The following is a 26,332-nucleotide window of genomic DNA, read 5'->3' as shown; positions in this document are numbered from 1 at the left end:
CCCAATGGTAAGTGATGTTTAATTATTTGAAAATAGTCAAATCTTTTGAGCCTGTTCTAATCTTGGTAAACGCTTACGTCAACTTCATACGCGATAAAAATTGAATTTTATGTTCTAATATTTTGTTAATATTCAAATATTGGGATCATTCCAAGTTATATTGTTATTCATTGTTTTAAGAACTATAATGGTTTGAAAGAAAACCGAACACGTTGAGATGATCACAAAAGCAGGACCGAGAAATTCTAGAAGGGAACGCTTTCGAGAGGGTGGGTTCATGAAATTTAAATCATTCAAGTCAAGTATCATCCTCTATTTCGCCATATTAATATGTGTTTCTCTCAGCGTACTCGGTATTATCAGCTATCAAACCTTCTCCAGTTTTACAAAAAAAGAGATGATCAAAAGCACTACATCGATTACGAACCAAGTAAATCAGAGTCTGGATGTGTACTTACATGAAATCAAGGATTCCCTCCACTTTCTCGCCATCGATCAGAATTTAATAACTATTCTTGAAGACTCTATCACAGAAGGCGGAGTATATGAGTCTCAACAAGACCGCGCGCGAATTTCCATTCTGTTGACTAATATCTTCTCGGAGAAATCCGATATACGCGGTTACTTTATTTACAATTACGATCATCGCAAGCAATACATCAATAGCGCTCAGTCTATTGACTTTGACTCCCCTTTTTTAAAGAAAGTGTGGTTCGATTTTAAAAACTCCAAGTATGCCTTGCAGATCAAATTCTACGGTGCTCATAAGCCTGATTACTATGATAACTATAGAAGTAAGTCCGATCTTAATAACGTAATTACGATTGCTGCCAACATTAAGGATGCCTATGATCCATCCAATCCTAATCTGTATGGTGTTGCTGTATTCGATTACAACATTAATAAGCTTAAAAACATTTTTGAATCGATCCAAACACAACTTGATATACAATCATTTGTTGTAGATGACGGAAAACAGGTGATTTATCAATCAGACCCCACTCTGCTCCTTACCGAATCAGATATGGAAAGCTTATTTCAAGATACTTCTGGATATTGGATCCGAACGGTTAACGGAACGAATATGCTTATCGCCTATTCAACCTCCTCGGTAACAGGCTGGAAAACCGTAAGCATGCTTCCCTTCACCCAGTTCAACAAGAAACTATCTGTTATTCGTGATACAACCTTGGTTCTTCTGACTATCATGATTGTCATTACGATTGCCCTTGCTTCCATTATCACCATTCGTACGACCCAACCCATCTTAAAATTAGTGGCATTTATGAAGGAAGTCGGTACAGGCAAGTTGGACATCCGGATTGATCGTCAAACCGAATACGAGGAAATTATGGTCCTTAATAGAGGCATAAACAATATGCTTGATAAGATGAAGGAGCTGATTGCTGATTCTATTAAACAACAGCTTCTCCAGAAGGAAGCCGAGTACAGTGCTTTACAGGCCAAGATGAACCCTCATTTCCTTTACAATACCTTACAGTCTATCTCGTCATTGTCCATACTTGGCAGGAATCAAGATATTGAGCTGGTTACGCATTCCCTTAGAGAAATGCTGCATTATTCGTTATACCAAATGAACGATATGGTTCAAATTAAAGATGAAATACGCTCTGTTGAGAATTATTTACGCATTCAGAATATTCGTTATGCCGGACGTCTCCAATCGGTTATTCAAGCCGATGATGATGTACTGGAATACCCTATTAACAAATTCATTCTTCAACCTATCTTTGAAAACTCCCTCTATCATGGCTTGGAAAGCAAAGAAGGGACATGGATGATCAATCTGCTTATCCAAAATGAGACTGACCATATACGCATTGTGGTTAAAGACAACGGGATTGGGATAACTGAGCAAAGGTTAAGCATAATCAATCAGGAGCTTTACTCCGCAGCTTCTAGCACAAGCAGAATCGGACTAATGAGTATTGCAAATCGTTTGGCATTAAGGTTCTCCTCTCAATCCAAATTAAAAATCGAGAGTGAATGGGGACAAGGAACGACAATTACCCTGATTATTCCTAAACTTATTTCATTGGGAGGTGTGTGGGATGCTAACGACATTACTAATTGATGACGAACCACTGACAACACAAGCGCTTCGCAAAATTCTAGAAAACCATTTTCCCAACATTGAAGTATTGGGGGAAGCGACAGATGGACGCAAAGCTTGGGAGATCATTCAGAATCGGGTACCCGACTTCATCATTTCTGACATCCGGATGCCGAACTTAGATGGCCTGGAGCTTTTGGATAAAATACGTCATGCAGAGCTGCCAATTAAAGTTATCCTGTTAACCGCATACGGTGAATTTGAATATGCACACCAAGCACTTAAGCTCGGTGCATCCGGCTATTTGCTTAAGCCCTATATCCAAAGCGAACTTATCAAGGAAGTGTTTCGAGTCACCAAAGAGATTGAAGCTGAGAATGGGTATAAGAGCATCCTGTCCAAAGCCATCCCTCTGTTCGAAGAGAACGCTTTGAAAAAGCTGCTTGTTGGTAAACTGGATTCAACTGGCTTACATGAATTCTTAGAAATGGCAGAAAGTCGTTGGGAACACTGTGTAGTCAGTGTCTTACAGCTGGGAGGATCCAATTTAAAAGCAGAGGAAATTGAAGAAGTCATTAAAATTAGCATTACTGAGGAAATTAACAGCCATTTGTTTATTTTAGGTTATCAAGGCATCAGTTTTTTCCGCAAGCTTAACGAAATCATTATGATTCATGTTCCTAAGGACACGGATAGTGATCTCATTCAAGGCTGTATTCGAATCCTGATGAATTATACCCATAAACCTTTTCAGGTAGGTTCCAGCCAGAGCAAATACCGCCCTCAGCAATTATCTGAAGCTTACCAGGACGCTTTGCAGCATTCTGCTGTTATTCCAGATCTTAATATATCAAAAACCTCAACGGATCACCAAGTTGCCTTAATTGATAAAGCAGTGGATTATTGTAAACGCTATTATACGACAGACATTAATCTGCAGAAAATAGCCGACCATTTGGATATCAACAAATATCATTTCTGTAATCTATTTAAGGATCAATTGCACATCACCTTCTGGGATTACGTGACTAATTTGCGTGTAGATCATGCGAAGAATTTACTTCAAACAAGCGAGGAACGTGTATCTAGTATAGCCATTCAAAGCGGGTATATTAATTCCAGTCACTTCGGAAGGGTCTTTAAAGAGATCACTGGGGTTACACCCGCTGAATATCGCAGACAGACTAAGACCTCCTCCTGATTATTTTCTTCATGAGAAATCCATTTGGAAGATGGCAAAAGAGGCAAATATCGTTATCACTCCTTTTACAACGGAAAAATCCACAAGTTGCTGCAGCGCGACGACAGCGCCCGATTTATCTCAATTCGTAGAAACGAAGACAATATATCTGCGCATGATGTGGTATTGTCAAATTTTTCGAGGTTGTGAACACAAAACAACGTAACTCCCTGCTAGATAGCATAAGAAAAGCGGCTTGGCGCCCTGATAAATCAGTCTCTTCTTAGCGGCAAAACCTTGTAAGGGAACTAGAGGACGCTAATTAGGCAAAAAGTAGGGATGCGTGGGTAATAGCGGAACTACAGGGTCTTATTTCCACGAAAACGCAGAAGATCCCCATAAAACGGCAAAATAGCGGACTGTAGTTCCCTCACCCTCCCGAAAATGACACTTTCAGCTAGAATAACGGATCTTAGTTCCCTTTGGAGTGGAATATAGCAGTTTTCAGAATTATAGCGCACTGTAGTTCAAACTCGCTATCATAACTCATGACACATTATGCTATATCGCGGCTTCACATTCCCTTATCTCCGCGCGATAGCTAAGCTAGAGGATCTCATTCTGCCAAGTGCACCACCTTAAGATCGTGGCACTCTTCACACGCGAGCAGCTTAAACCCTTTTTGGGTCTCCACAATCTCGAAATTTTCGGATTTCTTTCAGCACTATGGGACGTATCTTCTTGCCATGCATGCTTTTAAAGGCTTGCCAGTGCTGATTCTCATCAAAAAAAAGCACTCACCCAAGAAGGTGAATGCCTGAAAAAACGTAATGCCAAACCGTCTATCTCGCGAACTGGAATGCGGCTGTCGAATAAGCCCCGCCTTCAACTCGCATAATCCCACTTATGCCGGCTGCCTGAACAGGCGCGTTGCGATTAACGATTGTTCCGTCTCCCAATTGACCGTAGGTGTTGTCGCCCCATGTCCACAATGAACCGCTATTGTACTTGGCCGCTGCACTGTGATAGAGCCCTGCTCCAATCGTTTTCACATCGGTTAGATTGGACACCTGAACAGGCGTAGTCCGGCCGCTATTCGTCCCATCCCCTATTTGACCTTTGTCGTTGGCTCCCCATGCAAATACAGTTCCGTTTGACTTCAAAGCTATGCTATGATAGCCACCTGCAGCAATAGCCGTAACCTTGGCGACACCCGCAGCTTGAACGGGTATGCTGCGGTTAATTGTAGTTCCGTCGCCTAACTGCCCATTATTGTTATATCCCCAGGTCCAGACCGTTCCATCCTTTTTCAAAGCCATGCTGTGTCCTACGCTTGCATCAATGGCTGCAATATCGGAAATACTCGTCACTTGTACGGGAGTTAAGCGATTTACCGTGGTATGATCCCCAAGCTGACCGGCAGTGTTCGAGCCCCAAGTCCATAATGTACCGTCCGATTTCAGCGCAAGACTATGATAACCGCCTGCGGCGATTGCCACAACATTGCTTAATCCGGCGACCTGAACGGGATTGCTGCGGTTCACCATCGTCCCGTCCCCAAGTTGGCCGCCATTGTTAAAGCCCCAACTCCAGACCGTTCCGTCCGATTTCAGCGCCAAGCTGTGATAATGACCGGCTTTCACTGATATGACATCCGTCAATGCGTTTACCGGGACGGGGACCGAGCGATTAACTATTGTTCCGTCTCCCAATTGACCGTATGCGTTATAGCCCCAAGCAGATACCGTGCCGTTAGCGTTCAATTCCACCGTATGGTATTCGCCGGACGAGATTTGTGTCGCACCCTGCAAGGGTAGTGCGCTTGCTGACGAGCGCTGCGTCGTCGTTCCATCACCAAGCTGTCCATAGATGTTATTCCCCCATGTCCATATGCTTCCTTTGGTTGCCGCTATGCGGGCAAATTCGTTAAAATGCGCCAATTGCGCGAGTGTTGCGCCAGAAGAGTGCGAAGAGAACAGCTTTCGGGACATATGAAAAATGGTGTCATCCCACGGAGCCGTTTTCATCCATTGCGTTGCAAAAAGTTCCTGGAGCGGTGGAGCGATCCCGCCTGAGCCGTCAACCGCAAAATTCAGCTTAGGTACGCCGCTTCCATCGTAAGTTAATACGTTTCTTGTAAACGTATTAACAAAACGCTGCATATCTTTCTCGTTGAATACAATGCCGTTATCGTAGGCCAGCACTGCAAAATCCAATTCTATCGCGGCATACGGAATTTTATTGATGTCATGATCCGCTGTCCAGCAAGAATTGTTTTCATGATTGATTGTAGGACTTGTCCGTTCATCCCAGCCCAAATACGTTGCGCTTTGTTTAGGGTAATACGACCATACATAGGCGTCTTTAACGTCATCCCAGGTCAAATCGTTTTTATACCTGTTGGCCATCCTTGTCGCTTTATTCAGAGCGTCCGCTTGGTGCGGGCCTGGAATTTGCGACAATTCCACATAGGTTTTGCCGAGGCTGAGATAGTGGTTGAACTGGTTTTCCGAGCCGTCAACAAACATCGGGGCTCCCTTCGGATAGATATACCAGCCTTCGTTAGCCGCATTCTCCACCCATTGGTAATCATGTTCGGAAGCCGCGTCCCATGCAGCCTGAGCATACCGGTCTGCCGCAGCTTTATATGTCGCATTTCCGTTCAATGCAGGCGTATTGTAGACAACCCGCGCAAACGTGGCCATAGGATACGTTAACAAGCCGGTATGAACTGGGAAGCTCATGCGCAGCGGCACGAAGCTCTTCAAATCGTTCACCGGATTTCGGCTCGCAAGCGGTGAACTAGAAGCCAAGTCCTTGACGGATATACCATTCGTCAAGCCGTCGAACGAACAATGAGCTCCTGCTCTTACTTTCTTCACCGCATAGTTCGGGCTGGCCGGATCCATCGTGAGATTATCGAAAATATCCGAACGTTCCATATTCGCAAAGGTGACGGGAAATCCGACATTGCTTGTACTGTTGTTGCCCAGCTGCCCGTAATCGTTCTTCCCCCATGCAGCGGCTCGGTAATCGTTGGTGATCGCCATGTTATGCTGTTTCCCTGCAGCAATGGCATTAGCCGTCAATCCGACGACTTGAACCAAAGTCAATCGCTGCGTTGTCGTGCCGTCGCCAAGCTGCCCTACATCATTAGCCCCCCAAGACCAGACTGTCTTGTCAGATTTCAGTGCCAGGCTGTGATACCCTCCCGCAGCAACCTGAACCACTCCGCTCAGCGAGCTGACTTGAACGGGCGAACTCGCGGTACCTGTCATTCCGTTCCCTAATTGTCCGTTCCCATTCAGTCCCCAGCTCCAAACCGTACCATCGTTTTTCACCGCCAAACTGTGTCCCAATCCGCCGGATACGCTGGTAATATTCGACAGGGAACTCACTTGTACAGGCGTCAAACGATCAGTAGTCGTTCCATCGCCCAATTGTCCGAATGGATTGGATCCCCAGGCCCATACAGTACCGTCGGATTTCAAGGCCAGACTGTGGTAGCCTCCCGCTGCTATGGCGATGATGCCCGTTAATGATCCTACCTGTGCGGGGGTTGCTCGGTTGACTAGCGAATTATCGCCAAGCTGGCCGCTGTTATTATACCCCCAGCTCCACACAGTCCCATCCGATTTGAGAGCCAGATTATGATAATAACCAGCAGCGATTTGGGTCACATTCGCTAAGCCGTTGACGATTACGGCGCTTGAGCGATTGGTCGTCGAGCCATCCCCCAGTTGACCGTAGGCGTTATACCCCCAGCTCAGCACGGTTCCGTTCGTTTTCAACGCCAAGCTGTGAAATTCTCCGGCTGAAACGGCTTTGGCGACATCGAGTACATTATAGTAATCAATAACGCCATCCGCTGGAAATGGCTGGCTTTGGTTTGCCGTACCGAATGCCAATTGACCGTAGTAATTATTGCCTGAATTCCACACTCTTCCGGTCGAATTTACGGCTGCGGAATGCAGTCCTCCCGCAGCAATGGAGTTGACTCGTGTGTATGCCTCCAGCTTGAACGTATTCGGATTCGTTCCCGATGAAATTTTCACTGCATTCTCCGAAGAATCGAAGAGAAGAGAGCTTCTGACTTCCAAAGTAGGCACACCGTTTGCATCGAGCAGCGTGGTGGAGCCAGAGGTAAAACGCGTGGCAGCCGGCCATGTAGGCTTCGACAGTCCGCGGTAATCGCTTTTGCCGCGAACCGAATCCCTTAAATTCAATACTTGATCGGCTTGAGTGATAAACTTGTTTAAATAGGCCGTATCCGCATATTGCTTGTACATCGATATGTAAGAAGCAAGAATGGGACCTTCCGCCCAAGCCAAGTCGCTCGTTCCTTCATCGTTCGGCTTAATAACGCCATTCCCGCCGTTGATGGTGCTATCAAGCGCATCGAACGAAGCTTTCGTAGTGACATCATAGTTAAGGGCATGAGCCGATGGAAGAAAAAGAGTAAAGACATATGAAAGCACGAAAACGGATAATACCAACCTCGATATTCTGGCAGACTTGATCATAATTAATCGCCTCCATTATCCATTAGTATTTTTTCAATCCTTTTATCGTGAAACTTTATATGGAATTAATTGCATTCTGCAACTAGCGGACCAGCCAAATCTTTCATGAAAAATAATTTCCCGGGCAATGTTGGCATATAGGTCGAAGGAATCCATGGATCAGGACCATACCGCAGCGTCGTCCATAATGACATCCCTTGCCACTGCATGCCTCTTCCGAATATTCCGTCGCAGCCTCCAATAATTTGATCCGCTATAAGGAATAGCCCAGGACCTATTGTATTCGCATAACAGGGAACCAGCGTTGTTCTGCTTTTAAAGCTTGTAATCGCGTTCTGTTCAATGGTTAGCGGATGGAGTTTTGCCCCAAGTCGATGCGTCGCCTTTCGCCAGAGATCCACAGACTCATATTCGGCTGCAAAATGCGGCTCCCAGAAGGCAATGTGACACATCCGGCCAATCCCAAAAACAACGATGAGTCTTGCTCCCTCGCCTTTTAATTCCGTAATTTTATCCAAATAAGTTGGAAGGTTCTCTTTAGTCGCAAAATTACGTTGAGAAACAGGAACCGTCAATGGACCGAGTGGACCATAAAATGCTTGCTCCATGGCATATTGAAAAGAACCGGGATCTGCCTGATCTAGTGTGTTCCCTTCACAATCACTCCACTCGTCCATATTAAAGCCATATACATGATGAGCATCAACATTCCATTCCTGCAAGAAATAAACCGCCCATTTGTACATCCCCATTGGCCCAACCGGCAAAATGATCGCCAGCTTCTGTCCCAATTCTTTGCTTCTGCGAATTTCCTTCGCAATTTCATGCCCCATCTTCATATCGAATTCAGTTACATCATGACAAACGACAGGGTTAAATCCATGATGCCAGAACGATTGTCGATCTGTAATCGTCTCCGGTGCCTGAACACAGCAATCATCGATTTTACGCAAATCCCATCCCTGAGGAAAAAAACCATCCATCAGTGAGCCCTTAACTGTTGTTAAAAAATCCATGTGTCTTGCACCTCTCCTCTTCTAAGGTAATAAATGTCCTGTCCTCACCTTGCCCCATACACGACAAGGAATAAATCCTTCCGCATATTTCACTCCGCATTGCAGTCCACGGAAACGAGATCCCGCTGTAACAAACTCACTAAGATCTATGTTGTCGTGCTCTAGCAACCATTTCATTTGACTTTGATGCTGATTCAGCATCTCCAGCTTTAATTCCATCGTCTCGGTTATATCCACGTAATCTTCAGGGTTAAAGCGTATACCTGCTAAAGTATCCATATAGTAAATTGGCGTATTAAGCGTATGAGCCTCTTGACTAGTCTTATAGTAAGGGACTGACGCCGAGAAACTGGCATCGAAGACGAGCTTGCTTACAGCAACATGGTCAGGCATGTAATCATCTGGATAATGAGTAATAATGATATCCGGCTTTACATAGCGAATGACATCCACTACTGTATCCCTAGCTCTCTTATCATCCCCGTAGATTTCAAGATCAGGCATATCCAAACTGATTACTTCCGCATCTATAACCTTGCCGGAAGATATCGCTTCATTCTTCCTAATATCCCTTAATTCTTCGCTCGGAATGATCAAATGCCCCTTATTGCCATTAGCAACGTGACATAATATAACGTCATGCCCCAGCTTCTTATATTTAGCTAACGTACCTGCACAACTAATTTCAATATCATCCGGGTGGCAGCCAATTGCAAGCACTTTCAACGTCATCCCTACCTTTGTCCAGTTTTAATTTTTTCCTGCTTCTAAGAATTAGAATGCAATCAAATTCCCCATCGAGAATTGGGGCGAGTTTCGTGTAGCTGCATACACATTTTCGATTTCTTCAAGTTTATAAATCCCTGTAATCAGTGGCTTAATATTCAATTTATGTTCAGAAAGCAACCGAATAAATTCGCCTAAATTGCGATTCATTGTCCAGCGAACGAAGCCGTAAGGATAATCATGACCTTGTTTCTCATAAGACTCATCATAACGTCCCGGTCCACCAGCTCTTGAAATCGTTATCTGCGCTTCTTTATAAAACATGGCATTGCGGTCAAACTCCGTATCTGTATCTCCAAGAATGACAATTTTCCCTCTATCTCGGATCCATGCCAAACCTTGATCAATGAGCCGATCGGTTTTGGAGCTTGCACAAATAATGACGCAGTCCACACCTTTACCCTTCGTTATTTGATCTATATATGCTTTGACTTCATCATTGGAACGACACGCAGCATGTATGCCCATTTGTTCAGCGATCGCACAACGTTCTTCCATCAGATCTGCGCCAATGACATGATAGGCTGCTGCCTGGGCAATTTGCACAACCATCTGCCCCAACAAACCGAGGCCCAATACGACAACTGACTCGCCAAAACGTAAATCTGCTTGCCGCAAAGCCTGAATCGCAATTGTCGCAATACCTGCGAAAGCTGCTTCCTGGGGGTCAACATGCTCCGGAACGATTGAAACATGCGGCTTGTGTGCCACAAAAAACTCAGCATGCGTTGGAACACCATAACATGCTATGCGTTGGCCGATCTTTATATCTGTTATTCTGGAACCTACTTCACGAACTAGTCCAGTTGCACTGTATCCTAGAAAAGTATTGATCTTTTGTTGCACAACCATAAGCTCGGTTCCAGAACTGAGAGCTGAATATTCTGTCTGTACCAGAATAGACATATCTGTAAGCTCAGGTATTGAACTATCGATTATGGCAACTTGTCCGTTCTCGCTTTTTGCTGCTTTCACCGAGCTTCCTCCCTAATTACTAAACCGTATGTGGGATCTCCCTTTACATTGTCGATACCCATTGATTCGGTTGTTTGTTGCGACAAGCCAAGAAAACGCAAAGCGTTTCCACGGCTTAAGGCATAGCGCTCCTCTTCAGAAATTTCAGCGGCTGCTAACTGCAACACCGTAGCTTCCGGTATATGCAGCGGAACGCAAGAACCATAAACAAATGCTCCCGCTCCGCCACGCTGGCACAAGGAAGCGATAACGGATATTGGACTTTTGCAATACCAGAGATCAAACAGGATCTGCCCACTCTGCAGCTCAGAGGGCAGCTGTCGCCAGATTTCATCCCATTCATATTCACGTATTCCACTTACAAGCAAGGGATGACCCTCAAGGTCTATCGCGAGTTTCACAATCGCATGAGTTGAAAGAGGTTCTACTTTATAACACGGATGCTGCAATCTTTCGTCCTGCAATCGCAAGCATACTTGCAGGGGCAGCCCTGTATGGCGAACAGCCTGGGCAAGCGCCTTTGCTTCAGGATGATCCATATCATAATGATGAAACCCAGGCAGCAAACGCACACCATATGCGCCACTGCTGGTAGCCCACGCCAATTCTTCCCTCCATCCGGGTTCGGTTGGATTGAGAATAGCGAACGGCCATAGACGCCTATCCGCTTCGCATTCTCTCCATAATGCCTCATTTCCCGATCTTGTATCATGACCATGAATGGAAGCAATATGGCTAACACATACACCAGCCAAATCCAAATGGTCCATCATAACGGTTAGATCCGCTGCCGAGGCATTAGACTGATAACGGGTAGGCCATTGACCAAGAAATGCAGTCGTATCAATTGCCTTTTGTTCCGTAAACTTCGCAAATAGTTTTGTAAGGCTCGGCAGTGCATATTTATATTGCGTAATGTCTGTCGTTTGCACTATCTGATCCCCTCTGCCAGAATTCTTTCTATATTTCCACCCATTACAAGCTCCAGCTGCTCAGGGCTTAACCCAGCTCCAATAACTTTTCCCATATTGCTGGCTAAACAAGCTATTGGAAGATCAGAGCCAAAAATGACGCGATCAACGCCAAGTCGTTCTATTGCGATTGCAACCTCAGCGGCTCCAACTGGTGTGCCTGATGTGTCTACCCTAATGTTTGTGTAGGAGGCAATTGTATTCATTGCGCTTTCTACCTGCCCCCCCATATGAGCCATAATAATCGTGGCTTCAGGGTAGCGTGCAGCCAAATCAGCAACATGCACAGCTGTTGACTCATACGGAAGTTGACTAACCGTTTTGCGCCAAGTGTGGATCAAAATAGGAACTCGATAGGCAATTGCCTGTTCAACAAAGGGAAATACCAAAGGATCATTACAATATGTGGCTACCCACAGCTTCATTCCAACCATTGCGTCTCTCTCGATGCGATGACGAAAATCCGAAACCGCTTGCTCGCCATGTCTTGGATTGACATAACAATAGCCAGATACCCGGTTCAAATTACGCTTCATGACAGAAACCATGTCATCGTTGGCTTTAACAACTTCTTCAATAGAAGGCTGTAGTTGGAAATTACCAAGACTGCTTCCGATAAAGAGACGAATTCCTAGACGTTCCCCTTCGGCTAAGGTATTCGGATGTAAATCAGAACCCGACAGATGTATGTGGGCGTCAATCATTTTCATTTTCTCCTCTCCATCCGAGTCAGCAATCTTGCTTATTTTGAATCGCATGAACCAAATCATCAACATCGTAGACAAGTCCAAAAAAGAGCGCAACCTGCCAAAGAGATAGTTGTTTTGCCAATTGTCCAGAAGCCGTTTCTTTGTTCTCAACAGCGGTAACAGCCTGTGAAACGGCAGAACAGAATATCCCCCTTCGCCGCATATCTATCATCCCGCCCGGATTTAGCATTATGCATGCATTAAGGGCAAAGCCTGCGTAAATCAAATGATTAATTCCCTTTTCCTTACATAAAGCAAATAGCTGCTCAGAGGTAGCGGCGACCCCTTCATCTCCTTCTGGTCTCACGCTGGTAGGAATATCCAGTCTGCTGAAGCCTCGTTGGATATCCTCCAGATTGTGCTTCCCTGGAAAAGCTTCTTCTGTTTTAAAATGTTCCAGTCTGCGCAAGGTTTCATCTTTCTCGATTTGTTCAAGAGGCAGGCTCTCTGCGCCAGCTAGCTTTACGGCTCTTTGATACCCTGGGTACGCTTGATAATACGTGCCTGCCGGTTCAATGACATGCAAGACCGTAATATCATGATTTCGGCATACTTTCATTAGATCTGGCAAAATATGGGCACAAATTTCATCCGCCCTTGGAAAATACTCCACTGCTCGATGCCAACCAGGGAATTGCTCCTGTGTGCCAGCATCCCAAGCATGCAAGACAACAAGTGCGGTTCGTTCTGTATTCAATTCAAGATCGGTTTTCTTCCAGCCACCATATCCTTCACCTGGAACTTCCATAGTAAAATCAGCATCGAACTGATTATAATAGTTGGTCGGAACGGTGATTTTCATCTCAATCGCCTCCTGTTTGGGCCCGCTGCTTCCATAGCATTTAACCCTTTACTGCGCCAATCGTAATGCCTCTGACAAAAAAACGTTGAAACGAAACAAACAAAACGATAACAGGGATCATTGTCCATACAGAGCCAGCGAGAACCAGCCCATAATCTACATTTTGTAATTGCATGGATGCAAGCCCAACCTGTAAAGTCCTCATATCGCGCGACTCCGTCGCCAAAAGCGGCCAAAGGAAATCATTCCATTGTGTAATGAAACCAAATATAGCCACTATAGCCAACACAGGTTTGGAAATGGGAAGAATAATACTGTAGAAAATGCGCCACTCCGAACAGCCATCCATCTTGGCAGAAGAAATAAGTTCTCCAGGAATGGTTTGCATGAATTGCTTGGTAAGAAAAACAGCAAACGGTGATACCAAGATAGGTAGGATTAAACCGAAATAAGTATTTAATAGCCCCATATCCCTAATCAAAATAAAAAGTGGAACCATAATAACTTGTGTCGATGTCATCATAATGCTGATAATAAACCAAAAAATCAGCCTTTTTCCTGGAAACTTCTTTTTAGCAAAAGCATAGCCCGCCATAGAACATAAAATCACATTGCCGATCATCCCACTTATAGCAACAAGAAAACTATTAAAGGTCCAAGCCCAACTAATGGGCTCCAATGTGAGCTTCTTGAAATTTCCAATGGTCAAGTTGACCCAAGATAAGTCTGGAGGTGTTTGAATAACTGACGTAGTCGGTTTGAACGCATTTAGAAACATCCAGTAAAAAGGAAACAATAGGAGCAACGCCCATATGGTTAAGAGCAGAACACTCGCAATTGTCGGCAGATTAAATTTTCGCATAGCTTCTCCTCCTAATACTCTAGATCGCTCGACATCGAACGAAACTGGATGACTGCGATGATCATGACAAGGATCAGCAAAATAACTGCCTGAGCGGAAGCCACACCAAAATCGAATTTTTTAAACGCATTTTCATAAATAAGAAAACCTATTGTTTTCGTTGATCCATTGGGCCCACCGGAAGTCATGAGATAAATAGGTGCAAAAACTTGAAACGAGCCGACGGTATTCACAACAACCAAGTAAGTTAAAGTAGGCTTTAGCATCGGTATTTTGATATAAACGATTTCCTGAATAAGATTCGCTCCGTCAATTCGCGCGGCTTCTTGGTAATCCTTCGGAACTCCACCAAGTGAAGCCGCCAGTATTAATATATTGGGGCCTTGACCAACAGCAAGTGTCATGATCATGATAGAAATAAGCGCGATGTTAGGATCACCAAGCCATAGAACAGGCTCAAAATGAAATTTATCTAATATATAATTGAATAATCCGAAAGATGGGTTGTACAGCCACCCCCACAAAATGGATACAATCACAATCGGCGCCACACTTGGCAAATAGAAAGCTGCTTTGAAAAATCCCTGTACCTTGCTGGATAATGGATCGATCAAAAAAGCAACAAGCAAAGATATGAATAGCCCCAGTGCGACTGTAGCCAAGGCATAGACGCCAGTAATATAGAGAGATTTCCAGAATGAAGCGTCTGCGAATATCTTCTGATAATTGGCCAGGCCTACCCACTCATATCCGGCAACCGTCCATTTTTGAAAACTTAATTGCACCCCTTTAAAAATAGGCAGAAACATGAAGCAAAAGAATAACAAGCATGATGGCAATAAAAAGAGATAAGCAGGAATGTAAGTGCGGAAACGAGACATTAGACTTCTCCTATTCCTATTTCAATTCTTTTTGAATCGTTTTTTCAAGATTACCTAAACTATCTTTAACAGATCTTGCCCCCGTCAAATTAGCCTGAAATTCGATTTCCCAGTCGGCAACAGGTGCCATACCAAATGCTCTGGAGAACAGCGAATTACCATAGTTGGACAGTTTATCAAAATAACTCATAACCGGATCATCACCGTATAAATTACCTGTTGAATTACGCGCGGGAAATACAGCAATTGTCTTTACGATTTTGGAGTTCTCCGTGTTCGTTATGAATTTGGCAAATTCCATCACGAGCTTTTTCTTCTCTTCATCCTTCTGCTTGAAAGCGATAAATCCACCCACATTGTTCCACGCTGTTGTCTCTTGACCTGGACCATGAGGCGGAGCGACAAAAGCGACCTCAAACGGCTTCGGTGCTTTCTTCACTTGATCCGTAATATTGGAGAAACTCGGATACATCGCAACTTGCTGATTTAAAAACATGTCGTTCACATTGGTTACAGTAAGTCCCGCTGCCCCTGGTGGTGATACCTTGTACTTATTAGCCAGGTCGACACTAAATTGAACACCTTCCACAAATTTGGGGTCAGTAATCGTCGTTTTGTCAAAACTGCTATTCGTCACATTCCCTCCGTTGGCCACGCCATTGAAGTACATATAGTAAGGCGCATCCTTCGCCCATACCCCAGTGCCATAAACATCAGGCTTGCTTCCGTTGCTTCTGCTGAATGTCGTGGCTTGAGCTGCTTTAGTAAATTCTTCGAATGTCCAATCCCTAAGAGGGCGATTGAGCGGGAGTAAATCCACAGCATTTCTTTCTTTAAACAGATCCATATTAATAGCGATGCCTGACACCAATTTCAACCATGGCCATAAATACGTTTTATCTTTGTACTTCATTGCTCCTTTGACCGCTTCCGAGTAGTCATTCCAATCCGCTTGCTCCAGGAAAGGATCAATGGGTTCCAATACCCCCATTTTCCCATACTTCGTTACCCCGCCGAAATTATTAATCGTATATACCAAATCCGGTGGTGACCCAGCTGCTATGGAAACATCAATTTTCTCCGTTCCTCCTGCCCAATCGAGCAGTTCTACAGAAACATTCACATTCGGATGTTTTTCTTTGAACTGACGAGCATACTCTTTGGCCCAATCGTCCGGATTTCCATTCCCGTCGCCGTTTTTCCCATTCATCATTGGATAAATCCATAGTTTGATAGGAACTTCTTTTCCGGAAGCGCTTACAGTTTGCTTCCCCGTTTTCTCGGTAGAACTAACCACGTCTTTCTCCTTACTGCATGCCGATAAAAACATACTTGCTAATACAACAACCGATAAGACCCCTGATAATTTACGCATTGACGTTCCCCCTCCAAAATAGTTTTTGGCACCACACATCCCTATGCAGAATGGGATAATTGTGATAAAATAAAAGGTATATGTACCTTACCTATACCATAATATTAGGTGGGATATTATCCCTTGTCAATACTAATTTTGTCTGAGAGGAATGGGGTCTTTTTATGCGCCGAGAAAGTGATTTTCTATATACGACACTTTACAATACATTGAAGGGACAAATTATTTCTGGCTTTATTAAACCAGGAGAATATTTGCTTCCTGAAAGTGACTTATGTAAATATTATAAATTAAGCCGAAATTCGGTCAGAAAAGCGTTGGATTTATTGCAAAAAGAGATGCTCATCACGAAAAAGGTCGGACTGGGCACAATGGTTCCACTAGATTTGGTTATTGAGCCATCCAAACGGAAGACTTTGCGTATAGCTTCGCCAGCTCCCGCTTACTTCGTTGACTATGGTCTGCCTCAAATTATTAAAGCCTTTCAACAAAAGTATCCGAATGTGGATGTAAAGATCGTCCATTTACCCCGAGATAATTTCTGGGAATCCTTCCGTCAAAGCTGCGATATTGGCTTAAATGCTGATATCATACTTTCGTCCGACCTGCAATTTACAGAGGCAGAAACCATGGACGCTTTCATGGATCTAACACCTGTTCTAAACGATGATAATACAGCAACAATCTATCCCAAAATCTTAAATTATTACCGCCTTAACGATGAAATCAAAGCAGCCCCCGTTACCTTTACGCCCGTTTTTTTAGTGTACAATCCTGTCATGTTCGAAATAGATGGCATACAACCGCCTAATGAGAATTGGAAATTAGATGACTTCATCGACGCTGCACAAAGATTAACGAAATTGGAAGATGACGTTATTGTCCAATATGGATTTTCCATCTTCCCGTATTTGACACGTTGGCCCGTATTTGCCTTGCAGAATGGCTTAAATACATTAGAAAAGGCCTCTCAAAAAGATATTATTCAAAAATCACTTTTGCTCATTCAGGACTTATTTTTCCGCAAACGGATCGCTACCGTTTATACGGAGATGCCAGGACCGAAAAACCCATTTGTCAGTGGGAAATCAGCGATGGTACTAACAACAACTTTGGAGATGTCTACTTGGAAAGATAAAAACATTGGATTCGAACCCAGAATAGCTCCACTCCCGTTTGGAGAAGTCAAAGCCACGCTATTGCAAGCTAGCGCATTAATGATTCCTAAGGATTGCAGCGATGTGCCGCTGGCTGAAGCATTTATAAAGATTTCCCTTGAAGACGATGTGCAAGCTTCTTTTTGTTGGAATTCGCCATTCCTTTCTGTCAAAGAGAAAATAAACACGTCGATTAGGGACGAACAATCTTTGCATGCGTTGAATGTCCACGGATCTCTCATGCAGAACAATTATTTTCTACGTGAATTATTCCCTAATATTTCAACCGATGAATTGACCGCGGAAATGAGTTTATTCTGGTTAGGTCTAGAATCCCCTCAAGCGTTGGCTAATACATTTTCTTGAATATAATATCTATTATCTATGATCGTTAATGGACAAGAATAAAGAGGCTGTGCCCATGCACAGCCTCCCACAGGAAGTATAGCTTACTTAGAGAACTTGTTAATTCTATAACGCCAATCTCCTGCACCGACGGAAAGCTCCAAATACCAATCAAAGGCTGCCTTTGCCGGTATCTGCCGCGCAGTCCCATTACCCACTGCCGGGGCAAGCAGCGGCTTAGCTGCAGCTGGTACTTGCGCGACAGACGGTGAAGCGCAGTTCCCGTATTGGAAACTGCGCCTCCCGTTGAAATAACAGCTGGACCACTATCAACGAGCTTACCCGGAACCAGATAAGCATCCATCCCAGATTGTTTGTCGTAGATCGTTGGTATAATATCCAAGCAGATATGCCCAGCAATGATCACTTCCGCCTCGTTCTGACTCAAAGCTAATCTCTCCAGTTGATCGGTATCGTCTGCCCTGCCCGGTTCGATTCCAACGCTGCTTTAAAAACCCTATGGCTTCCTTTGGCCTCTTCTGGCGTTGCACAGTAGAAAGGCTGCTGTGTATCCTTGCCATGCTCCAGCTCATCACAGTAGGCTGCCCACATTTGGAGAATCGAATCCGAGAAGTCCGTACCTGTTATCCGAATAAATCACGTGTTCGCATTGCCTGGGGCAAGTCGGCCTTCCATTTCAACATCACAGGCAAGAATGGCATTGTCCCACGTTTCACAGGGCACCATGTTTCCTTTTCCATCTGATCGTTCGGGTACGATTTTGGACAATAAGGCCCTTGCGGACTTCGGCTTCCAGCCATAAAGCATAGGCAGGTGCAAGAAGTGCATGCCTAAATCCCCCATGCATCCATATTCGCCATTCGTCGCGATTCGCCTTCTCCAATAAATCACTTTGGTCGGATCAAGATCGCTGGAATGCCAGAAGCCCGCTTCGACTTCAATAATTTCACCAAATTTATTCTCCTGAACCCATTACCTAGTTCACGGCTAGGTTTCCCCAGTCAAGGTACCTTAAGGAGAAGCAAGTTCCCCCGTAACGAACTCAATACCCTTTATTCGGTCAAAATCGCTCATTCTGAAAATCTAACGATTTCCAGATGCGCTATTCAAGAAAACAATCACCTTTCCGCCTAAAAACTGCTCGATAACGCCAATCCAGTTCATTAAATCGCAAAAGCAGCCATTTTCTCGTCTATAAGCATCGTACAGTTCATTAGATGTAGAGCCCCGATACCTGTGAGGTATCGGGGCTTTGCTCCGTGGAACTTCGCTATGGCAACCAGCATTATACAAACACTTCATACAATCCAATCAGAACTAAAAGAATACCCCCTAATCGATTAAACCATTTGCCAAGCCATGTTCTAGCTATTTGCTGCCCCGTTCGAACTCCAATATGTATGGTTAGTAGCGAGAATATACCTATGGATATCGTCGTCATGAATGGAGATAATCCGGTCACCCCAGCTCCAAATCCACCTACAGTACAATTTAGCGCAAGCGCAATTCCGAGAGTAATGGACTCCCTCCAAGAAATCACTTTATCTCCATCCCGATCCGCTATATTGGGACTATGCAGTAAAGAAGTGATTCCTTGATGACGATGCTGTACCGAGTTCATTTTCAAATCCGCCTTGATTGCAAAAAGTCCAATAATTACGAGTAGGACACCCCCACTCCAGTTTGTAATATCGCTAGGAATGTATTGTGAAATTACATCGCCCAAGGTAGTAGAGAGATAAGAAGCAATCATCGAAAGAATTGCAATAACCAAATTCGATATAAAAGGAACCCTGGTAGAGCGAGCACCAAATGAAAGACCAATCCCTAAATTATCCAGGTTGGCAGCGATACCAATTCCTATAATTGAAAACCAATGCATTTCCCTACCTCCATGCAAGCCCAATGATCAGATAGGCACTGCCAGTCCATTGGATTGAGCCTTCTTAATCAACGCCATATAGGCTAGAGCAGTATCCGTAATCGCCTGGTAATTACCCGTTTTGGCTCCCGCAGTCAAGCTTCCTCCAACGCCAACCGCGACAGCTCCCGCCTCCATCCATTGCGATACATTCTGGATAGTCACGCCGCCAGTTGGCATAAGCTGAGCATGAGGCAGCGGACCTTTGACTGCCTGAATAAAGGCTGGCCCGAACAACTCACCTGGGAACACCTTAATGATATCAGCCCCAGCTTCCAAACATTCGGCGACTTCTTTAATCGTCATTGCTCCTGGCATGATCGGCACCCGATAACGGTGGCAGAGCGTCACTGTGTCGATATTCAAATAAGGGCTCACGATGTACCGCGCTCCAGCCAGAATAGCGGTTCTGGCGGTTTCGGCATCCAGCACTGTGCCAGCTCCAATCAGGCATTCATGTGGATCAAACTTTCGGGCGAGCGAGGCGATAATTCTCTCCGCACCAGGTATAGTGAAGGTGATTTCAATGGCCTTAATACCGCCAACCATGCATGCAATCGCAATCTGCTCAGCTTGCTTCTCATCCTCTGCCCTTACTACAGCGACTAGACCGCTTTGTTTGATTTTAGCTATAATCAGTTCTTTTTCCATGATGAAATGCCTCCTAATTAGCCGATATGGGTTTGCTTGCTTTCAAGGCAAACGCGTTTGCCGGGTTGTCCGTCATCATTAAACGGATATGTTCATTGCTGACCCCGTTGTGTTTCAATAAAGGAATAAAGTGCCGGCTAATATAATCCAAGCCTATTTTCCCACCGTAGCTTTTCATGCGTTCCCGGGTCGTATCAAGGCCCAGTAAAACTCGCTTCTCCAGCCCCCAGTCCATCATTTGACGGATAAGACGCGCTTCTTCCTCATCCGAGTGGTACTTGTAGCGAGCAATCGTATCATACTCCAGATAAACACCCATTTCCCCAAGTTTACGGTGCATGGCTAAATGGTCCAGCTTTCGATCTAAATGGCAGATGATGATTTGCCCAGCAGGAACTCCGAGCTCCAAGTACATATTCACCAACGTTTCAGCCTGAGTATAGGATTCAATATGGCAAAGAATAGGTGCGCCTGTATGGATTGCGGCATAAGCAGCAGCGTGAAACCACCTTTTATCAGGATCGTTCATTCGCTCCTCATCCATGGCGGTTTTGATCACACCCGCTTTGGCCGTCATGCAGCTATTCGGTTCATCGAGGTCCGTGCGAAGGAACATGCCTTCTGTAAGCTCATGAACGAATAGGTCAAATAACCGGTCCTGTTCATATTTTCGTATCCAATGGTCATCCCGGTAAAAGCTAAGTTTGTGAAAGCCCGTCGAAGCAACGATATGAGTGTCTGTGCGAATCGAGGCTTCCAGTAGCCACGCTTCGATTCTCCCACAGCCTAAAGGCTGGGCATCAACAATAGCTCGGCCTCCGCAGCTTTGGAAGAGAAGCAGTTCCTCTACACTTTGGTCGTAATCGTCAAGGCACAGGGCCGGATTTAATGAGGAAGGCTGCCCGGGAGCGAGAAACAAATGTTCATGGCTGTGGCAGAAACCGAAGTCCTGCATGGCGACAGGGCCTCTTACTGTTTGAATAAGCATGCAAAGCTAAACCTCCCCGTCCATGGAATTTCTCTTTCTAATGAAAAAGCTGTCCTTCGGCTGATAGCCTTATGGACAGCTTGGGCATTGAATGCTAGCGGTACCTTAATAGCACAAACCTTTCAGCCCTTAACGGCTCCAGCAGTCAAGCTGCTCGTAATTTGTTCTGTGAAAATCATGTATAGGAGAACAGAAGGGAGCGCGATCACAGTCATTACTGCGAATTGAGCAGCATAATTGGATGCATATTCACCAGTAAACTGAATCAGCGAAAAGGGTAATGTTTTATACGTATCTGTTCGTATGAAGGTAACCGCCATAATGAATTCGTTCCAAGTGTTTAGGAAGGCCAGAACGGCAACAGACGAAATCACGGGTTTGGATATTGGAATAATGATGCGAAAAACAACGCCCAGCAAGTTTAGCCCATCAATAACGGCAGCCTCCTCGATTGCCCGAGGTGTGGTTTCTAGAAATCCGATAAAGATAAACACACTTAAAGGGATTAGAAAAGCAATATTCGGTAAAATAAGGGCGAAATAGGTATCGATTAATTTGATTTTATTGAATATGAAGAAATTCGGCAAAAGCGTTGAATACAGCGGTACAATCATACAAATCATGACAAGGCCAGCCAAATATTTATTCCATTTCCAGTCAATTCTTGCGATCACATAGCTGAGCATCAGCGAAACGATGACGGTCACCGCGATAACGACAACAGCAACAATCGCGCTGTTCAGCAGGTAAGCGGGCACATGTCCGAGCTTAAACGCGTCGGCATAATTTTTCCATTGGAAAGGGCTCGGCCATTTTAAAATGTAGCTGCCGAAGAAATCACCGCTTTTCAGCAGCGAGAAGTTGATCATCCAAATTAATGGGAATATTTGTGCGATTGCTACCAGAGCCAAACTTAGATAAAAGATTATCTGCACCAATTGTGTATAAGGCTTAGATAAGGTCCTCATTAGAATTCACCTACATCTTTCTTCAGCAAGCGATTCATCAACAGTGTCAGGAGCAGGCAGAAGAATACGAACAGAACGGAGATCGCACTTCCGTAACCGAATAGCCCGTCGCGGAACGCCTTGGAATATAAATACGTCGCCAGAAATTGCGTGCTGTTGGCAGGTCCGCCTCCAGTCATCAAGAAGACCGTCTCCATCTGTTTAAATCCAGCAACGACGGCGAGGACGAAGTTAATACGGATGACAGGAGACAACAGCGGGAGCACGACCCGCAAATTGTACTGCCATTTGTTGGCTCCGTCGACGACTGCCGCCTCATACAACTCAGACGGAACGCCTTTGATTCCTGCATAGTAGAGCAGATAAGCATATCCAAAGCCTTGCCACATCGCCACGAAGATAATGGAGAAAATAGCGATATCCGGGTTCCCTAACCAGTCCTGCTTCCAAGAAGACAACCCAATGTCAGCCAGAACCCGGTTAAGCAGCCCATATTGAACCGACAAAATGCTCACCCACATTTGCGAGGTCACGAACGTCGAGATAATGGACGGAATGAAAATGACTACACGCAGGAAACGTTCCCACCTGCCGGTATGAGGGGTAACAATCGCCATCAAGATGGCCAGGGGATGCTGCAGCAGGATGAACGCTACGCCGAGTAAGACTGCATTGCGAAGCGAACTCCAGAACACAGGATCATGGAAGAAAATTTCTTTGTAATTGTCCAAACCGAGGAAGCGATAGTCTACCCCGTCATAATTCGTAAAGCTTAGATAAAGCGCGACCAGAATAGGCAATAAAATCAATCCGAGAATGAATACCAGCCCCGGCATGATTAACACAGCAATATTCCGTTTCTCCATCCAAAGTTTGTTCATGTTCCTCCACCACTTCCAATTCTCTCTGTGAAAGGGAGCAAAACCCTCAACTATGCTTTGCTCCATGTTCCGTTTCCAACTATTGAATTACGGATTCAACTCTTTGTTTGATTTTTCGGCAATAACGTCGATGGATTCAGCAAACTTCTCAGGTGTTGACTTGAGCGCCAACAGCTCTGTAATGGCATCCAGGTAGCCCTTGGATGTGGAAGCAGAGAAACGATCCTGCGAGTTCGCTCCGCTGAACACTTTGGCCGACTTGAGAATATTCGTCAGATCCTTTTGAATTTGGGTTTCCTTGCCCGTGTTGAACTCATCATAGGATTGCGCCGGGAACGTAATGCCATTCTGCCAAACGGTTTTGGACCAATTCTCTTTTTTGAACATCCAGATGGCAAATTTCTTGGCTTCACCGGAATTTTTCGATTTGCTGGATACACTGTATCCGCCGCCAAACCAGGCCAGAAGATCGGTTGTCGGACTCTTGCCATCATCAGAAGCTGGGTACGGAATGGCGATCATGTTGCTGCGCACATCATCCGGGAAGTTCGTATCGGTCGAAACTCCCATTTCCCATTGGCCCATCAGGTACATGGCAGCTTTGCCTTGTCCGAACAAATTTCTAGCTGCTCCGTAATCCAAGTTCAGGAAGCCTTCGCCGAATACGCCGCTTTTCACCATATCCTGCAATTTTTTCGCTGAGGTGATTACTGCTGGATCCTTGAAGGAGCCTGAGCGATCGATCGCTTTATGATACAAGTCGAAACCGCCAGATTGACGGGCTACAACGGCATCAAACAGCAAGCCTAGCGGCCACGAATCTCTACCATCCAGCGCTATCGGCACAACATTGGTGCCTTTCAATTTCTCAGCAATTTTGAAAAGATCGGCTTCTGTTTTAGGAGGCTCCAATCCACGGTCGGCAAGCACTTTTTTATTGACATACAGGACCAAAAAGTCCGTATTCTTAGGGATTCCATAAATCTTATTGTTCAACGTGAAAGAATCGAATGCTGCATCAATAAAGCCTTGACCCGCAAAGTCCTCTTTGTTGAAGCTGACAAGCGCATTGTTCTTAACCAAAGGTCCGAGATAGCGTGCGCCTCCCCACATCATCGTGACATCCGGGAGAGTCTCCGAAACGTTATAAATTTTCAGCTTATCTTGGAACTGAGGATCTGGAGAAAGCGTTTCCACTGAAATCTTAATGTTAGGATTTTCTTTCATGTACTGGTCAATTAATAGCTGCTCTGCTTTCCCTTGACCACCTCCGCGATCCGGGTTGTTGCTGAAAAACTTAATTTCGACCTTCTGACCGCTCTCTGTCTTTTTATCTGCGTTAGGCGTGTTGGTCGCGCTTGGGGCTTTGTCTGTCGTGCTGCTTGACCCTGCTTGATCCGGTTTCCCGCAAGCCGTAACGAGGCTGGCAAACATCACAATGACCGTAACCGTATTAAGAAACTTTTTCAAAAGAACCCCTCCATATCATTTAATCTTGCATCAGCGCTGTAATTTCATTATAAAACAGGCTCATTGGGGGCATAACCTATGATTCTTCGGTAAAGCTGTATGTTTATTAGGAGCCATTTTGTTTTTTGTACTGGGAGGGCAGCATTCCCGTCCATTTTTTGAAAAAGCGGACAAAATGCGCTTCATCGTAATACCCGACCTCACGTGCTACCGTGTAGACTTTCCCATTCTCCTGTTTGAGCAAAAGCTTCGCTTTATCTATTCTGAACTGATGCAAATAGTCGAGAAAATTAATCCCCATTTCCTGGCGGAATAACGTTGACAAGTGAGATTGGGATATGAAAACCTCTTCGGCAATCGATTTCAGCGTCAAATTCGTCATGTATTTGTCTTCTATCAGGGATAGTACATACTTAATGGTTTTATGAAGCGGTTTTTGTGTATTTCTAAGTTCAACGAATTTCTGAATAACAACGGTCAAAAGCGTTGACAGTTCCTCGAACGTTTCTTGGCACTGCACCTGCTCGGCATAGGCTTCGAACTGCTCTTCATATAATTTGCCGGAATCCCCGTTTGCAGCTTTAATTTCCTTAATCAGCGAGTCAATTAATGAATACGTGTGTAAATGAATCCGTTGGATGGAAAGATCCTGCTCCCGAAACGTATTCAGCCACTCCTCCACCTCTATGACAAAATCCGAAAAATTGCTTGAAGCGATATTTTCGCGAATACGCCGTTCAAAATCAGCGAAATCCTCCTGAAATTTAGAAGCATCCCCTGCAGATGACTCCAGCTCCTTGGCCTCGGATGCGATAAACAAGCCGTTTGCTCCATGGAAAAAACGACGCGACAGCGCCTCCTTTGCCTTCCGGTAAGAATGGCCAATCTCAGCCAGACTAGTCGCTGATCCCACACCAATGCTTACGCTCACTTTTAAAAAAACGGCTAAATTACGCTGTATCCCTTCAAGACTCATCTGAATTTCCGTATGAGTCATTGCTTGCGGCGCATTGGCAATCAAGATGAATTGATCCTCAAGCGTCAGCAGCTCGTGCTTGCCCGTGAAGAGGTCTCCAATACTTTCTTCCATGATGTTCGAAGCCGCGTAACGGATGAGTGCCAGGTCGGCATCCCGATAGGCAAGGGTCTTTAATTCCTTGGTATCGAACCGGAATACAATAACCAAAGCGGGATTGTTCACTAGCCTTATCCCGTATTCAGCGATTTCCTCCAGACAATTTCCCACGTTTTGTGGATCGGTGGATCGAAGCCACTTCATTAACCTATCTTCTTTGATCGTTTGGATATTGGCATTCCACTGCCGTTCCAATCGGCCAAACTGGGAATCTTGGCTCCGCTTGCCAACTAATTTGCTTTTGGCTCGCACAATAGCCTCTTGGACTTGCTTGGGATTGCAAGGTTTAAGAATATAATCGAGCACGCCGAGTTTGACAGCCTGCTGGGCATATTCAAATTCGCTGTGCCCAGTTAAAAGCACTGGAATGAGATCCCAGCTTCGCTTGGATATTTCCTCAATGAGTTCCAGTCCGGACATGATCGGCATGCGGATATCCGTAAGAACAATATCCGGCCTATCAGCCTCCATCATCTCCAATGCTCTGAGGCCGTTGGAGGCGGTCCCTGTAATGAGGATGTCCTCGGACTCCCAATCGATCATCGTGAGAATGCCTCCGCGAAATTCCGGCTCGTCTTCAACGATAAACAATTTATGCATG

At 44.9% G+C, this 26,332-nt stretch carries 23 protein-coding genes and 1 pseudogene; 3 read left to right on the top strand and 21 right to left on the bottom strand.

What is annotated here, in order from left to right:
- Window positions 1–277 precede the first annotated feature (277 nt).
- Both LOZ80_RS05030 and LOZ80_RS05025 read left to right on the top strand, forming a co-directional pair.
- A complete protein-coding gene (locus LOZ80_RS05030) occupies window positions 278–2,095 on the top strand; it encodes a cache domain-containing sensor histidine kinase (protein WP_238170393.1) in 1,818 nt (605 codons plus the stop codon).
- Entirely contained in the window at window positions 2,073–3,275 is a 1,203-nt protein-coding gene (locus tag LOZ80_RS05025) for a response regulator (protein WP_238170392.1), read from the top strand. The genes LOZ80_RS05030 and LOZ80_RS05025 overlap by 23 nt, the downstream gene beginning before the upstream one ends.
- 610 nt (window positions 3,276–3,885) lie before the next feature.
- On the opposite strand, the pseudogene LOZ80_RS39400 reads toward LOZ80_RS05025, so the two are convergent.
- The 11 genes and pseudogenes from LOZ80_RS39400 to LOZ80_RS04975 all read right to left on the bottom strand — a co-directional run.
- Window positions 3,886–4,051 (bottom strand): annotated as a pseudogene (locus LOZ80_RS39400) (transposase zinc-binding domain-containing protein); the annotation flags it as partial.
- Window positions 4,052–4,096: 45 nt separating this feature from the next.
- Window positions 4,097–7,777, bottom strand: coding sequence for an RCC1 domain-containing protein (locus tag LOZ80_RS05020; RefSeq protein WP_238170391.1), 3,681 nt, complete (start codon window positions 7,775–7,777; stop codon window positions 4,097–4,099).
- A gap of 65 nt (window positions 7,778–7,842) precedes the next feature.
- Window positions 7,843–8,793 (bottom strand): sugar phosphate isomerase family, encoded by a 951-nt coding sequence (locus LOZ80_RS05015; protein ID WP_238170390.1) that lies wholly within the window; start codon window positions 8,791–8,793, stop codon window positions 7,843–7,845.
- A 21-nt stretch (window positions 8,794–8,814) separates the two neighbouring features.
- A complete protein-coding gene (locus tag LOZ80_RS05010) occupies window positions 8,815–9,513 on the bottom strand; it encodes a PIG-L deacetylase family protein (protein ID WP_238172898.1) in 699 nt (232 codons plus the stop codon).
- 54 nt (window positions 9,514–9,567) lie between these two features.
- Window positions 9,568–10,554, bottom strand: coding sequence for a zinc-dependent alcohol dehydrogenase (locus LOZ80_RS05005; protein ID WP_238170389.1), 987 nt, complete (start codon window positions 10,552–10,554; stop codon window positions 9,568–9,570).
- Entirely contained in the window at window positions 10,551–11,486 is a 936-nt protein-coding gene (locus tag LOZ80_RS05000) for an amidohydrolase family protein (protein ID WP_238170388.1), read from the bottom strand. Before LOZ80_RS05000 ends, LOZ80_RS05005 begins: the two co-directional genes overlap by 4 nt.
- Window positions 11,486–12,235, bottom strand: a complete 750-nt coding sequence (locus tag LOZ80_RS04995) for an amidohydrolase family protein (RefSeq protein ID WP_238170387.1) — start codon at window positions 12,233–12,235, stop codon at window positions 11,486–11,488. The genes LOZ80_RS05000 and LOZ80_RS04995 overlap by 1 nt, the downstream gene beginning before the upstream one ends.
- 19 nt (window positions 12,236–12,254) lie before the next feature.
- Entirely contained in the window at window positions 12,255–13,076 is an 822-nt protein-coding gene (locus tag LOZ80_RS04990; protein ID WP_238170386.1) for a hypothetical protein, read from the bottom strand.
- A 40-nt stretch (window positions 13,077–13,116) separates the two neighbouring features.
- Complete coding sequence (locus LOZ80_RS04985; protein ID WP_238170385.1) at window positions 13,117–13,938, bottom strand: carbohydrate ABC transporter permease; 822 nt, start codon at window positions 13,936–13,938, stop codon at window positions 13,117–13,119.
- An 11-nt stretch (window positions 13,939–13,949) separates the two neighbouring features.
- Window positions 13,950–14,819, bottom strand: a complete 870-nt coding sequence (locus LOZ80_RS04980; RefSeq protein ID WP_238170384.1) for a carbohydrate ABC transporter permease — start codon at window positions 14,817–14,819, stop codon at window positions 13,950–13,952.
- A 16-nt stretch (window positions 14,820–14,835) separates the two neighbouring features.
- Window positions 14,836–16,194, bottom strand: a complete 1,359-nt coding sequence (locus LOZ80_RS04975) for an ABC transporter substrate-binding protein (protein WP_238170383.1) — start codon at window positions 16,192–16,194, stop codon at window positions 14,836–14,838.
- Between the two features lie 164 nt (window positions 16,195–16,358).
- Here LOZ80_RS04975 and LOZ80_RS04970 point away from each other — a divergent pair, with 164 nt between their 5' ends.
- Window positions 16,359–17,717 (top strand): extracellular solute-binding protein, encoded by a 1,359-nt coding sequence (locus LOZ80_RS04970; protein ID WP_238170382.1) that lies wholly within the window; start codon window positions 16,359–16,361, stop codon window positions 17,715–17,717.
- Between the two features lie 25 nt (window positions 17,718–17,742).
- Here LOZ80_RS04970 and LOZ80_RS04965 read toward each other — a convergent pair whose 3' ends face one another.
- The 10 genes from LOZ80_RS04965 to LOZ80_RS04920 all read right to left on the bottom strand — a co-directional run bounded on the left by LOZ80_RS04965 (window position 17,743) and on the right by LOZ80_RS04920 (window position 26,331).
- Window positions 17,743–18,144, bottom strand: a complete 402-nt coding sequence (locus LOZ80_RS04965) for a hypothetical protein (RefSeq protein WP_238170381.1) — start codon at window positions 18,142–18,144, stop codon at window positions 17,743–17,745.
- Between the two features lie 2 nt (window positions 18,145–18,146).
- On the bottom strand, window positions 18,147–18,308 hold the full coding sequence (locus tag LOZ80_RS04960) for a hypothetical protein (RefSeq protein ID WP_238170380.1): 162 nt from the start codon (window positions 18,306–18,308) through the stop codon (window positions 18,147–18,149).
- A gap of 45 nt (window positions 18,309–18,353) precedes the next feature.
- Window positions 18,354–18,545 carry a hypothetical protein gene (locus LOZ80_RS04955; RefSeq protein ID WP_238170379.1) on the bottom strand — a complete coding sequence of 64 codons (192 nt, stop codon included), beginning with the start codon at window positions 18,543–18,545 and terminating at the stop codon, window positions 18,354–18,356.
- A gap of 457 nt (window positions 18,546–19,002) precedes the next feature.
- The gene (locus LOZ80_RS04950; protein WP_238170378.1) at window positions 19,003–19,599 is read right to left on the bottom strand and encodes a manganese efflux pump; all 597 of its coding nucleotides are present in this window, start codon (window positions 19,597–19,599) and stop codon (window positions 19,003–19,005) included.
- A gap of 27 nt (window positions 19,600–19,626) precedes the next feature.
- Window positions 19,627–20,289 carry a bifunctional 2-keto-4-hydroxyglutarate aldolase/2-keto-3-deoxy-6-phosphogluconate aldolase gene (locus tag LOZ80_RS04945; RefSeq protein WP_238170377.1) on the bottom strand — a complete coding sequence of 221 codons (663 nt, stop codon included), beginning with the start codon at window positions 20,287–20,289 and terminating at the stop codon, window positions 19,627–19,629.
- A gap of 13 nt (window positions 20,290–20,302) precedes the next feature.
- Window positions 20,303–21,277: a phosphotriesterase family protein gene (locus tag LOZ80_RS04940; RefSeq protein ID WP_238170376.1), complete on the bottom strand. Its 975-nt coding sequence runs from the start codon at window positions 21,275–21,277 to the stop codon at window positions 20,303–20,305.
- A 122-nt stretch (window positions 21,278–21,399) separates the two neighbouring features.
- Complete coding sequence (locus LOZ80_RS04935; RefSeq protein ID WP_238170375.1) at window positions 21,400–22,245, bottom strand: carbohydrate ABC transporter permease; 846 nt, start codon at window positions 22,243–22,245, stop codon at window positions 21,400–21,402.
- Window positions 22,245–23,126 carry a carbohydrate ABC transporter permease gene (locus LOZ80_RS04930; RefSeq protein WP_238170374.1) on the bottom strand — a complete coding sequence of 294 codons (882 nt, stop codon included), beginning with the start codon at window positions 23,124–23,126 and terminating at the stop codon, window positions 22,245–22,247. The genes LOZ80_RS04935 and LOZ80_RS04930 overlap by 1 nt, the downstream gene beginning before the upstream one ends.
- Window positions 23,127–23,213: 87 nt before the next feature.
- Entirely contained in the window at window positions 23,214–24,596 is a 1,383-nt protein-coding gene (locus tag LOZ80_RS04925) for an ABC transporter substrate-binding protein (RefSeq protein WP_238170373.1), read from the bottom strand.
- Window positions 24,597–24,702: 106 nt separating this feature from the next.
- A complete protein-coding gene (locus tag LOZ80_RS04920) occupies window positions 24,703–26,331 on the bottom strand; it encodes a response regulator transcription factor (protein ID WP_238170372.1) in 1,629 nt (542 codons plus the stop codon).
- Window position 26,332: the final 1 nt, after the last annotated feature.

Source organism: Paenibacillus sp. HWE-109, from assembly GCF_022163125.1.
Taxonomy (GTDB): Bacteria; Bacillota; Bacilli; order Paenibacillales; family NBRC-103111; genus Paenibacillus_E.
The sequence above is the reverse complement of the archived record's forward strand: the minus strand, read 5'-3'. Positions and strand labels throughout refer to the sequence as shown.

What these genes read in the sequence shown, in the direction of transcription:
- LOZ80_RS05030 (WP_238170393.1), top strand. Translation starts at nt 278, where the DNA reads ATGAAATTTAAATCATTCAAGTCAAGTATCATCCTCTATTTCGCCATA.
- LOZ80_RS05025 (WP_238170392.1), top strand. Translation starts at nt 2,073, where the DNA reads ATGCTAACGACATTACTAATTGATGACGAACCACTGACAACACAAGCG.
- LOZ80_RS05020 (WP_238170391.1), bottom strand. Translation starts at nt 7,777, where the DNA reads ATGATCAAGTCTGCCAGAATATCGAGGTTGGTATTATCCGTTTTCGTG.
- LOZ80_RS05015 (WP_238170390.1), bottom strand. Translation starts at nt 8,793, where the DNA reads ATGGATTTTTTAACAACAGTTAAGGGCTCACTGATGGATGGTTTTTTT.
- LOZ80_RS04995 (WP_238170387.1), bottom strand. Translation starts at nt 12,235, where the DNA reads ATGAAAATGATTGACGCCCACATACATCTGTCGGGTTCTGATTTACAT.
- LOZ80_RS04990 (WP_238170386.1), bottom strand. Translation starts at nt 13,076, where the DNA reads ATGAAAATCACCGTTCCGACCAACTATTATAATCAGTTCGATGCTGAT.
- LOZ80_RS04985 (WP_238170385.1), bottom strand. Translation starts at nt 13,938, where the DNA reads ATGCGAAAATTTAATCTGCCGACAATTGCGAGTGTTCTGCTCTTAACC.
- LOZ80_RS04980 (WP_238170384.1), bottom strand. Translation starts at nt 14,819, where the DNA reads ATGTCTCGTTTCCGCACTTACATTCCTGCTTATCTCTTTTTATTGCCA.
- LOZ80_RS04975 (WP_238170383.1), bottom strand. Translation starts at nt 16,194, where the DNA reads ATGCGTAAATTATCAGGGGTCTTATCGGTTGTTGTATTAGCAAGTATG.
- LOZ80_RS04970 (WP_238170382.1), top strand. Translation starts at nt 16,359, where the DNA reads ATGCGCCGAGAAAGTGATTTTCTATATACGACACTTTACAATACATTG.
- LOZ80_RS04960 (WP_238170380.1), bottom strand. Translation starts at nt 18,308, where the DNA reads ATGTGGGCAGCCTACTGTGATGAGCTGGAGCATGGCAAGGATACACAG.
- LOZ80_RS04955 (WP_238170379.1), bottom strand. Translation starts at nt 18,545, where the DNA reads ATGCACTTCTTGCACCTGCCTATGCTTTATGGCTGGAAGCCGAAGTCC.
- LOZ80_RS04950 (WP_238170378.1), bottom strand. Translation starts at nt 19,599, where the DNA reads ATGCATTGGTTTTCAATTATAGGAATTGGTATCGCTGCCAACCTGGAT.
- LOZ80_RS04945 (WP_238170377.1), bottom strand. Translation starts at nt 20,289, where the DNA reads ATGGAAAAAGAACTGATTATAGCTAAAATCAAACAAAGCGGTCTAGTC.
- LOZ80_RS04940 (WP_238170376.1), bottom strand. Translation starts at nt 21,277, where the DNA reads ATGCTTATTCAAACAGTAAGAGGCCCTGTCGCCATGCAGGACTTCGGT.
- LOZ80_RS04935 (WP_238170375.1), bottom strand. Translation starts at nt 22,245, where the DNA reads ATGAGGACCTTATCTAAGCCTTATACACAATTGGTGCAGATAATCTTT.
- LOZ80_RS04930 (WP_238170374.1), bottom strand. Translation starts at nt 23,126, where the DNA reads ATGAACAAACTTTGGATGGAGAAACGGAATATTGCTGTGTTAATCATG.
- LOZ80_RS04920 (WP_238170372.1), bottom strand. Translation starts at nt 26,331, where the DNA reads ATGCATAAATTGTTTATCGTTGAAGACGAGCCGGAATTTCGCGGAGGC.